Origin of the sequence: Neolewinella sp. (assembly GCF_965214665.1) — a bacterium.
Classification (GTDB): domain Bacteria; phylum Bacteroidota; class Bacteroidia; order Chitinophagales; family Saprospiraceae; genus Neolewinella.
The window spans coordinates 3,735,037-3,746,543 of the sequence record NZ_OZ243970.1 but is presented as its reverse complement, the minus strand read 5'-3'; the positions used below and the strand labels follow the sequence as shown (position 1 = coordinate 3,746,543).

The following is an 11,507-nucleotide window of genomic DNA, read 5'->3' as shown; positions in this document are numbered from 1 at the left end:
ATGAAGCACCGCTACCAAGACCTCAGTACGTTCACCATGCCAGCCGGCTTCCGGGGCCGTCCGGCCTGGGTGGTGCAGCTGTGGTGGATCGTGCAGGCGCTCCTCTTCCGCCCCTCGCCGCAGTTCCTATACGGCTGGCGGCGGTGGCTACTGCGACAGTTTGGGGCCGAGGTAGGTCAGGGGGCGGTGATCCGGCCCACGGTGCACACGCAGTTTCCCTGGAAAGTTAAAATTGGCGAATACGCATGGATCGGAGACGATGTCGTGTTGTATAGTTTGGGGCCTATCCACATCGGACCCCATGCCGTTGTATCCCAGAAGACCTACCTTTGCACCGGCAGCCACGACCCGGCCAGACCGGACTTTCCAATCTTCAGTCAGCCGATTTCGATCGGGGCGGAATGTTGGATTGCCACCGATGTTTACGTCGCGCCGGGGGTGAGCATCGGCCAGGGCACCCTGGTGGGAGCTCGCTCTTCGGTGTTCAAGGATCTACCCGGCGGCAAGGTGTGTGTGGGGTCTCCGGCCCGTGTAATTCGCGACCGGTTGGTGCCCGCTACGGTGGTTGCACCGGCGGCCCCGGCCCATGAGATGAACGAAAATTAAACCTACGGCCGCACTTATACCGGCCCTTTGAATTGTGAAGATACTCATCTACGGCATAAACTATGCACCCGAGCTTACCGGCATTGGTAAGTATACGGGTGAGATGGCGGCTTACTTTGCTAGCGCCGGCGATGAGGTAGAGGTGATCACCGCGCCGCCCTACTACCCCCGCTGGGAAGTGGCCGAGGCGTACCGGGGGGGCTACCGGCAGGAATGGCTGGATGGTGTGCGCGTACTGCGCTGCCCGCTCTACGTGCCCCGCGAGGTTACCGGACTGCGGCGTATCTTACATGAGTTTAGCTTTGTGCTAAGCTCGCTACGCTACTGGATACCACGCTACTTTCGCCCATACGACATGATACTCTGTATCAGCCCACCTTTCCACCTGCCCTACCTGGCCCTGCCGCACAAGTGGCTGCACGGCACGCCGGTGGTCAACCATATTCAGGATCTACAGGTGGATGCGGCACGTGATCTGGGTATCATCCGCCAGCCGTGGCTGCTCCGCCTGCTGGAGTCAGCCGAGCGGTGGGCCCTCCAGGCGGTCTCCGCCGTATCGACCATCAGCACCGGCATGCAGCGCAAGGTGGTTAAGAAGGGGTTAAATCCTGATGAAATTATCCTCTTCCCAAACTGGGTGGACAAAAAGCTCGTACATCCCGTAGCGCGGGCCGAGAGTGCACGCCGGGATTGGGGTCTTGATGACCGCGATCGCCTGGTACTCTACGCCGGTAACCTTGGAGAGAAGCAGGGTCTGGAAAACGTTCTTTACCTCGCCGATCGTCTGCAAGACGTGCCCCGCCTTACGTTTATGATCATCGGAGAGGGGGGTGCTAAAGCCCGCTTAGTGACCGAAGCGGAGTCGCTCGGTCTTACGAATGTTGTCTTCAAATCCCTACAACCACTTGAACGGCTGGCGGCTACGCTGGCGGCGGCCGACGTGCACCTCGTACTCCAAAAACGGGCGGCGGCCGACCTAGTGATGCCCTCCAAGTTAACGAACATATTGGCCGTGGGGGGACATGCTTTGATTACCGCCGAGGCCGGAACGACCCTCTACGACTTAGTGGATGAGCACCAACTTGGCACCCTGGTCGAGCCCGAAGACCTGGATGCCCTGGAGGAGGGGCTACGCGGTATTCTGAGCGGGGCGCGGTCGCAGGATGCAGCCGGAGCCGAGGATTTTGCCGCCTCTCACTTGGACAAAGAACATATACTTACTGATTTTAGAACGGTTTTGAGTTTAAACACTAAACAACACAACACATGGATATTTCCTCACAAGTAGCTGATGCATCGACCCATACTCGGGTGATGCGGGCTACACCGCACAGGTACGACCTGATTGCGACAGACTTCATTCTGATCAACCTTTCGTTTTTTTTGGCGAGCTTGATCACCTACGGCGTATTCGACTACGATAGCGTTATCAACGGGCGCAATTTGGCGCTGGTCATCTTCGTCAACATCGCCTGGGGTTGGCTATGCGTGTACTTCAACGCTTACCGCTGGTATGAACGCGTTAGGATGGAGCAGCAGCTCTCCAAGGTCTTCAAGATCCTGGTCTTCCTTCTTTCCTTCACCTCCTTATTCTACTATAACGTACTGCATGAAGCACCGTATACTCCCTTTATTCTCCTAGCTCACGGCATCGCTCTCGTACTTATTTCCACCGGCCGGGTGTTTCACCGCCTGCGGGAGGAGAGCCCCTTTGAGAAGTTCCGCTACGTTATCGTAGGTGGCAAGGCGGAGAACCTGCGGCAGCTCTTCAAGGCCTTCGATTACTGCTTCCCTGGCAGTGCCGAGCTGGTGGGTCGCTTCGGCAATACCCCCCACGCCAATGTGTCCAACATCGGTAAGTACGAGGACCTGAGGCGCTACCTCCTGGGCCACCCCGATATCGATAAGCTCATCTTTTTTCACAGCGACCTATCCTTGCAGGAAGAGCGCGAGATCATGCGCATCTGCGAAAATCAGTTCATCGACGTAGAGGTAGCCCCCCGCGAGACCACCCTTTTCCCGCGCACCTACAAGTGCCAGCAGCTAGGCGACCTGTCGATGCTCACCCTCAAGGAAGAGCCGCTGACGGCCCTGCGCAACAAGGTGATCAAACGGACCTTCGACCTCATCGTCAGTACCCTGGTGATCCTGTTCATCTTTCCCATCCTGATGCCGATCGTAGCCATCGCTATCTACCGCGAGGACCCCGGTCCCATCTTTTTCCGGCAGGAGCGTACGGGCTACCGCAACAATGTCTTCAAAATGTGGAAGTTCCGCTCCATGCGCATCAACGAGCGCTCGGATACCAAGCAGGCCACCCGGGGCGATGACCGCATCACTCGCGTGGGTGCCTTCCTGCGCAAGACCAGCCTGGATGAGTTCCCCCAGTTCATCAACGTATTCCTGGGCGATATGTCGGTGGTCGGCCCGCGCCCCCACATGATCAAGCACACCGAGGAGTACGCCCGCATCATCGACACCTTCATGATCCGCCATAAGGTCAAGCCCGGCGTGACCGGACTGGCCCAAATCAATGGTTACCGCGGCCCCACCGACGAGGTGTGGAAGATGGAAAAGCGCGTAGAATACGACGTATGGTACCTGGAGAACTGGAGCCTGCTCATGGACCTGCGCTGCATCATCATGACGGTATATAACGCCGTGCGTGGAGAAGAAAACGCGCTCTAGAGCCGTACATCTACTCTACCCACGATTATTCTTATGAGCTAATCCCCCCCCCTGCGCTTCCCGGTCCGTACGGCCGGGAAGCGCTTGTATTTTCTTTTCTCACGTCTCACCACCACAAACTCAGCCACCCATGTCAAAGAAAGCCATCATCACCGGTATCACCGGACAGGACGGAGCCTACCTCACCGAACTCCTCCTGGGTAAGGGCTACGAGGTGCACGGCATCAAGCGCCGGGCCTCGCAGTTTAATACCGACCGGATCGACCACCTCTACCAGGATCCCCACGTCTCGGACCGTAACCTCATTCTCCACTATGGGGACCTGACCGACTCCACCAACCTGGTGCGCATCGTACAGGAGGTCCAGCCCGACGAGATCTACAACCTGGCGGCCATGAGCCACGTCAAGGTCAGCTTCGACATGCCGGAATACGCCGCCGACGCCGACGGCATCGGTACCACCCGCCTGCTGGAGGCCATCCGCCTACTGGGGCTTACGGAGAAGACGCGCTTCTACCAAGCTTCTACCTCAGAGCTTTACGGTCTGGTGCAGGAGGTGCCGCAGTCGGAAACTACTCCGTTCTATCCCCGCTCCCCCTACGCCGTGGCCAAACTGTACGCCTACTGGATCACAGTCAACTACCGGGAGGCCTACGGTATGTTTGCCTGCAACGGCATCCTATTTAACCACGAGAGCCCACTGCGCGGAGAGACCTTTGTGACCCGCAAGATTACCCGGGCGGTGGCCAAGATATCCATGGGCCTGCAGGACAAGCTTTACCTCGGCAACCTGGACGCCCAGCGCGACTGGGGCCACGCCAAGGATTACGTAGAGGGTATGTGGCGCATTCTACAACAGGATGAGCCGGAGGATTTCGTGCTGGCGACCGGTGTCACCACCCGCGTGCGTGACTTCGTGCGTATGTCCTTCCGCGAAGTCGGGGTAGAACTGGAATTCAGGGGTAAGGATGCCGAGGAGATCGGCGTGGTCTCTGAGGTGCACAACCAGGACTTTCCGCTAGCGGTGGGTACTGAGGTGGTAGCCGTAGATCCCCGTTATTTCCGGCCTACGGAGGTGGAACTCCTCCTGGGCGACCCCACCAAGGCCCAACAGAAACTTGGCTGGAAGCACAAATACGACCTGGCGGCCATGTGCTCCGAGATGGTGCGGGCCGACATTGCCCTGTTCCGGCGCGACCAGTTGCTGAAGCGCGAGGGCTTCGAAATTCGCAACCAGTACGAATAGGGGCCCGATCGTCTAAACGTTAAAACCTTTCCGGAGGCCCAATAAAACGGGGCCTTTGGGGGTTTCTCTTCCGGCGGCTATGAACTAAGCCGCCGCTTAGTTTGGTTTTTCGACACAGCCCGCGTAATTTTGGGCCGCCTACGGGATATATCCCGGGCTATGACACTGCCTTCCGACGGTATTCCAATTTGCAAAACGCTCAAGATTAGACCCCACGACGTAAGTCGCCGGGCACCTACCTGGTTGTTTTCATATTAAATACCTACGATTTGTCTACACAGTCCTCCACGCAACGCTCCGTTGCCGCCCCACTTAGCCCTTACTCAGGGACGTGGGACAAAGAACGCGCCGCTCACCTACTGCGCCGTACGCTCTACGGCCCACTGCTCGAAGAAATTAAAACGGCTGAAAAAGCCGGTCTTCAGGCCACCGTCGATCTGCTGCTAAAGGATGTGGCCATCCCCAGCCCCCCGGTCAAGTACCGCAACGACTACGACGAGTACGTCCAGCTCGGGACTACCTGGGTCGATAAGAACTACCGCGGCAACAACCAGTACCGCTCCCAGTCGCTCAAGGGCTGGTATTATAACAACATCGTACGCTCAGACCGCACCAATATCCAGGAGCGGATGGGTTTCTTCTGGCTCAACTACTTTGCCATCTTCGGGGAGCTGACCGATCACCGGGCCATGTACCAGCAGCTCAAGCTGTACCAGGATCTTGCCGTAGGTAATCTGCGCACCATGCTCCAGCGCATTACGGTACTGCCCCGCATGCTGTTCTGCCTCGACGGCCACACCAATGACCGGCGTAACCCCAACGAAAACTATGCCCGCGAGCTCATGGAGCTCTTTACCCTGGGCAAGGGGCCGGCCGTTGGTCCCGGCGACTACACCAACTACACCGAGCAGGACGTGGCCGCCCTGGCCCGTGCCCTGACCGGCTGGCGCAACAAGGACTTCCTCTACAGCGATTCCAACACACCGGTAGAGAGCTACTTCGACGCCACCGCCCACGATACCGGCACCAAACAACTCAGCAATCGCCTGGGCAATAAGGTGATCCAAAACGGCGGGGCTAATGAGTACAAGGAGGTCATCGACATCTTACTGAGCTACAAAGCCTCGGCGATCAACTTCTGTAAGCGGCTCTACCGCTACTTCGTCTACTACGACATCGACGAGGAGGTGATGACCCACGTCATCCACCCGCTGGCCGATACCCTGATGGCCAACAACTACGAGATCAAGCCCGTACTCCGGCAGTTGCTCACCTCCGAGCACTTTTACCGCGAGACCTACCGCGGCGCGATCATCAAGAACCCCCACGATTTCCTCGGTAGCATCCTGCGTCCCTTCCGGGAATTCGATCACGAGACCAAGGTGCTCAACCTGCAACGGCGCTACGAGCTAGGTGACCAGTACTCCAACTACTGTCGGGACCTGAATCTGGAATTCCTGGAACCACCAACCATCGCCGGCTGGAAGGCGTACTACGACTCACCACAGTACTACCGCCACTGGATCAGTCCCGCCCTCATGCAGAGCCGCGACAAGATCGCGGTAGGGCTGCTACTCGACGAGGACTACCACATCAAGAGCGACCGGATCGACATCAACTACTACGGCTACGTGAAGTCGTTGACCGCACCCGGAGATATAGACAAATTGATCGCCGAATCTATACTCATCTTCCTACCCCGGCCCCTGGTCAGCAGTCAGATCTCCTACCTAAAGGGAAAACTCTCCCGTGGCTTAGACACCAAGGGCTGGGATCGCCTGATCGACCAGTACTTGGCCAATCCTGGAGTTAAGGACTACGCCCGCCCCGTAGACGACCGCCTGCGCGATTTTTTCAAAGCCCTTTTCGGCCTCGCTGAATTTCAACTCCACTAAAGATTACCCCCATGAAACGTAGAAATTTCCTCCAAGCGGCGGCCACGCTTAGTATTCCCGCTTTCTTCCCCCTGACCAATACCCGGGCCAGTACCTCGCGCTTTACCTCGATGATCGCGCCGGACTCCGACCGCATCCTTGTAATCGTACACCTGTTCGGAGGTAACGACGGACTCAACACCCTGATCCCCCTGGATCAGTACGACGACCTTAAGGACGTACGCAAACACATCCTCATCGAGGAAAGCCGGATCCATAAGCTGACCGATGAGCTCGGTATCCACCCCGAGATGAAGGACATGAAGAACCTCTTCGATGAGGGCAAACTTCGTCCCGTACAGAGCGTGGGCTACCCCGACCAGAATCGTAGTCACTTCCGCTCCACCGACATCTATACCTCGGGGTCGGGAGCCGACGAGTTTTTGACTACCGGCTGGATGGGTCGGTACCTAGATACTCAGTACGCCCACTACCCCGTCAACTACCCCAATCCCGGCCAGCCCCACCCGCCGGCTATCTCGATCGGCGACGTAGCCCATCCCACCTGCGAGGGGCCGAAGATCAACTTCAGCCAGACCGTACTCGACCCCGACAACACCCGGGAGCTATCCAGCAATACCGCCTCGGTGCCCAACGATAGGTACGGCGATGAGCTTAGCTTCATCCGCACCACGATGCAGCAGACCAATGACTACAACGGCGTCATCAAGGCCGCCGCTCAAAAGGGTACGAACGCCGTTACCTACCGCTACCGCGACGACCGCATCTACCCCAAGAACCAGCACAACCCCCTGGCCGAGCAGCTCAAAAAAGTAGCCCGGATGATCAGCGGTGGCCTGCAAACCAAGGTATACACCGTATACATGAACGGCTTCGATACTCATGCCGGTCAGGTTATCGAAGGAAACGAACACCAGGGTAACCATGCTCTGCTGCTGAGTGACGTGAGCCGAGCCATCAGCGACTTCCAGAATGACCTCAAAAAGCAGGGACTGGAGGAACGCGTACTCGGTATGACCTTCAGCGAGTTCGGTCGCCGCATCCGGCCCAACGCCAGCTTCGGTACCGACCACGGTACGGCCGGCCCCATGTTCCTGTTTGGCAACTGCGTCAACGGCGGGATCCTGGGCGACAACGTTAAGATCGACCGCACCGTAAGCCAGGGCGCGGGCGTGCCCATGCAGTTTGACTTCCGCGACGTATACGGCTCCATTCTGGTCGATTGGTTCAACGTGCCGAGCTACTCGGTCAAGAACCTCCTACACGACAACTTCAAGTACCTACCCATCGCCAGCACCTGTAACGAGGAGAGCACGGCCGAAACCACGCCGGAGGGCCCCACCGAGGAGGGCTGGGACATCGGCAACCCCCGGCCCAACTCTTCTAACCAGGTAGTAATTAACATCACCAGCCCGGGTACCAACACCCTGCGCTACACCCTTTTCGATGGGCGCGGACGTATGGTACTGGCCAACCAAATCAGCGTAGCCGGCACCGCCGACCACGTACTCTTTACCCGTCCGGCCCGCCTCCCCTCCGGCACCTACCTGCTGCGGCTGGCTACCGAATCCGGTGGTAACATGACTCGGCAGGTGACCCTCAATTAGGTCTGACGTACTGACAAAACGGTTCTCCAACACCCAGATAACACTCGACGTTTAGGCGGTTACCAGGGGGGTCCTCGATCCCCCTGGTTTTGCTTTTTTGCCGCTTACCTTTGATCAATATTCCCAAGCAAACATGCCAAAAGTTCTAATTACGGGTGCCGCCGGCTTCCTGGGCTCCCACCTTTCCGACCGCTTCATCGCGGAAGGCTTCCATGTCATTGGCATGGACAACCTCATCACCGGCGATATGGACAACATCGCCCACCTGATGCCCCTCAAGGAATTCGAATTTTACTACCACGACGTCAGCAAGTTTGTGCACGTGCCCGGCGAGCTCGACTACATCCTGCACTTCGCCAGTCCGGCCAGCCCCATCGACTACCTCAAAATGCCGATCCAGACCCTCAAGGTCGGTAGCCTCGGCACCCACAACCTGCTCGGTCTGGCTAAAGCTAAGCAGGCCCGTATGCTCATTGCCTCCACCAGCGAGGTCTACGGCGACCCCCTGGAACACCCCCAGCAGGAAAATTACTGGGGTAACGTGAATCCCGTAGGCCCCCGCGGCGTCTACGATGAGGCCAAGCGCTTTCAGGAAGCTATGACGATGGCCTACCACACCTTTCACGGTCTGGAGACCCGCATCGTGCGCATTTTTAATACCTACGGTCCCCGCATGCGCCTCAATGACGGCCGCGTACTGCCGGCCTTCTTCAGCCAGGCCATCCGCGGCGAGGGCCTCACCGTCTTCGGTGACGGTAGCCAGACGCGCTCCTTCTGCTACGTCGACGACCTAGTCGAGGGCATCTACCGCCTGCTGATGAGCGATTACGCCCAACCGGTCAACATCGGCAACCAGGACGAGACTACCATCCTCCAGTTCGCCGAGGAGATCATGGAACTGGTCGGCAACCCCGCTGCAAAGCTGATCCGCAAGCCCCTACCCGTCGACGACCCCAAGGTGCGCCAACCCGACATCAGCCGTGCCAAGGAGGTGCTCGGCTGGACGCCCAAGGTCACCCGCGAGGAGGGCCTGCGTAAGAGCCTGCCGTACTTCCGCGAAGCCGTCGCCCGCGCGGACGCCCAGAAAAACTAAATATCCCCTTTCCAAAAAACCCAAACCCACTATGAAAATTGCAGTAGTAGGCACCGGCTACGTAGGCCTGGTGACCGGAACGTGCTTCGCCGAAACCGGCAACGACGTTATCTGCGTCGATATCGACGCCAATAAGGTCGAGCAAATGAAGCAGGGCAACGTGCCCATCTACGAGCCCGACCTCGACGTACTCTTCGAGCGCAATCAGCGCCAGGGCCGCCTCAAATTCACCACCGACCTAAAGGAGGCCGTAGACGCCTCCGACGTGATCTTTCTGGCCCTACCCACCCCCCCCGGGGAGGGTGGCGCGGCCGACCTGAAGTACATCCTTGGGGTAGCCAAGGACCTCAGCACCCTCATCACCAAGTACACCGTGGTGATTGATAAGAGCACCGTACCCGTAGGCACCGCCGAACGCGTACACGCCGCCCTGGCCGAAAACCTGGACGAGGAGCTCTTCGACGTGGTTTCCAACCCCGAGTTTCTGCGCGAGGGCGTGGCCGTGGATGACTTCCTCAAGCCCGACCGCGTCGTGATCGGCACCGACTCACAGAAGGCCGAGGAGAAAATGCGTCGCCTCTACGAGCCCTTCGTGCGCTCCGGCAACCCCATCATCTTTATGGACCTGCGCTCGGCCGAAATGACCAAGTACGCCGCCAACTCCTACCTAGCCACTCGCATCAGCTTCATGAACGAGATCGCTAACCTCTGCGAGAAGGCGGGCGCGGACGTAGATGCAGTACGCAAGGGCATGGGCAGCGATAGCCGGATCGGCAAGCGATTCCTCTTCCCCGGCGTAGGCTACGGGGGGTCGTGCTTCCCGAAGGACGTACAGGCCCTGGCTATCACCGCCGGACAGCACGACTACGACTTCAAGATCCTCAACGCGGTCATGGATGTCAATACCAAGCAGCGCTTCCGCATCGCCGATAAGCTCGAGGAGTACTACGGCGACGACCTGAGCGGTAAGACCATTGCCCTGTGGGGACTGGCCTTCAAGCCCAACACCGACGATATCCGGGAGGCACCCGCCCTCTACACCATCGACCGTCTGCTGGAGGCGGGAGCAAACATTCGCGCCTTCGACCCTGAGGCTACCGAACACGTGCGTAAGATCTACGGCGATAAGGTGACCTTCTGCACTGACCCTTACGAGGCTCTGGAAGGCTCCGACGCCCTGGCTATCGTGACCGAATGGAGCGTGTTCCGTACGCCCGACTTTGAGCGGATGAAGTCGCTCCTCAACGCACCGGTCATCTTTGACGGCCGCAATTTGTATGATCTACAGCGGATGCAGGAAGCCGGATTTCACTACGACAGTATTGGACGGCAGCCCGTAGAAGCATAACCCTAAGATCAACTCAAAATGACTCCAGCAAATAAGGTCTATGTCGCGGGGCACCGGGGCATGGTCGGCTCGGCCATTGTCCGCAAGCTACGGGCCGATGGCTACGAGAACATCGTGACCCGCACCAGCAAAGAACTCGATCTGCGCGACCAGCGGGCCGTACACGAGTTCTTTGCCACGGAGCAGCCCGAGTACATCTTTCTGGCCGCGGCCAAGGTGGGCGGCATCCTAGCCAATAACGTCTACCGCGGCGAGTTCCTCTACGATAACCTCATGATCGAGGCCAACATCATCGAGGCCGCCCGGCAGAATGAGGTAAAGAAGCTCCAATTTCTTGGCTCCTCCTGCATCTACCCCAAGCTGGCCCCCCAGCCCCTTACGGAGGATGCCCTACTGACCGGCCCCCTGGAGCCTACGAACGAGCCCTACGCCATCGCCAAGATCACCGGCATCAAGCTCTGCGACGCCTACCGGGCCCAGTACGGTTGCGACTACATCTCGGTGATGCCCACTAACCTCTACGGCCCCAACGACAACTACAACCTAGAAACCAGCCACGTGCTGCCCGCCCTGATCCGCAAGTTTCACGAGGCAAAGAAGAACGGCACGCCCGAGGTGGTCATGTGGGGCACCGGCTCCCCCAAGCGCGAGTTCCTCCACGCCGATGACCTGGCCGCCGCCTGCGTCTTTCTCATGCACAATTTCAGCGACTACGGCTTCGTCAACGTGGGCACCGGTGAGGACCTCAGCATCCTCTCCCTCGCCGAACTGATCAAGGACGTAGTCGGCTACGAAGGCCGGATCACTCACGACACCAGCAAACCCGACGGAACCCCCCGCAAACTCATGAACGTCGACAAGCTCCACGGCATGGGCTGGCAACACTCGATCGGGCTGCGGGAGGGGATTGAGGGGGTGTATGCTGCGCTTGACTCTGCTGAGTGGTATTAGGTTCACCACGGAGTACTCTGAGGGCTTCACAGAGGCATTCACAGAGAAATGGGGATTCAGACTGTGTCTGAAT

Annotated in this window: 9 protein-coding genes; all 9 read left to right on the top strand. The window is 58.5% G+C overall.

All coding sequences use genetic code 11. The features are described 5' to 3' along the window. The 9 genes from ACOOHD_RS16060 to fcl all read left to right on the top strand — a co-directional run bounded on the left by ACOOHD_RS16060 (position 1) and on the right by fcl (position 11,434). Positions 1 to 606 carry a putative colanic acid biosynthesis acetyltransferase gene (locus ACOOHD_RS16060; protein WP_420458896.1) on the top strand — a complete coding sequence of 202 codons (606 nt, stop codon included), beginning with the start codon at positions 1 to 3 and terminating at the stop codon, positions 604 to 606. Between the two features lie 34 nt (positions 607 to 640). Continuing rightward, positions 641 to 1,894, top strand: a complete 1,254-nt coding sequence (locus ACOOHD_RS16055) for a WcaI family glycosyltransferase (protein WP_420458895.1) — start codon at positions 641 to 643, stop codon at positions 1,892 to 1,894. After that, positions 1,873 to 3,294 (top strand): exopolysaccharide biosynthesis polyprenyl glycosylphosphotransferase, encoded by a 1,422-nt coding sequence (locus tag ACOOHD_RS16050; protein ID WP_420458894.1) that lies wholly within the window; start codon positions 1,873 to 1,875, stop codon positions 3,292 to 3,294. Before ACOOHD_RS16055 ends, ACOOHD_RS16050 begins: the two co-directional genes overlap by 22 nt. Positions 3,295 to 3,424: 130 nt before the next feature. After that, entirely contained in the window at positions 3,425 to 4,540 is a 1,116-nt protein-coding gene (gene gmd, locus ACOOHD_RS16045) for a GDP-mannose 4,6-dehydratase (protein ID WP_420458893.1), read from the top strand. 269 nt (positions 4,541 to 4,809) lie between these two features. Continuing rightward, positions 4,810 to 6,435 carry a DUF1800 domain-containing protein gene (locus ACOOHD_RS16040; protein ID WP_420458892.1) on the top strand — a complete coding sequence of 542 codons (1,626 nt, stop codon included), beginning with the start codon at positions 4,810 to 4,812 and terminating at the stop codon, positions 6,433 to 6,435. 11 nt (positions 6,436 to 6,446) lie between these two features. After that, positions 6,447 to 8,042 (top strand): DUF1501 domain-containing protein, encoded by a 1,596-nt coding sequence (locus tag ACOOHD_RS16035; protein ID WP_420458891.1) that lies wholly within the window; start codon positions 6,447 to 6,449, stop codon positions 8,040 to 8,042. Between the two features lie 133 nt (positions 8,043 to 8,175). Further along, the gene (locus ACOOHD_RS16030) at positions 8,176 to 9,135 is read left to right on the top strand and encodes a UDP-glucuronic acid decarboxylase family protein (protein ID WP_420458890.1); all 960 of its coding nucleotides are present in this window, start codon (positions 8,176 to 8,178) and stop codon (positions 9,133 to 9,135) included. A 31-nt stretch (positions 9,136 to 9,166) separates the two neighbouring features. Further along, positions 9,167 to 10,483, top strand: a complete 1,317-nt coding sequence (locus tag ACOOHD_RS16025; RefSeq protein ID WP_420458889.1) for a UDP-glucose dehydrogenase family protein — start codon at positions 9,167 to 9,169, stop codon at positions 10,481 to 10,483. Positions 10,484 to 10,501: 18 nt separating this feature from the next. Further along, positions 10,502 to 11,434, top strand: a complete 933-nt coding sequence (gene fcl, locus ACOOHD_RS16020) for a GDP-L-fucose synthase (RefSeq protein WP_420458888.1) — start codon at positions 10,502 to 10,504, stop codon at positions 11,432 to 11,434. Positions 11,435 to 11,507 lie beyond the last annotated feature (73 nt).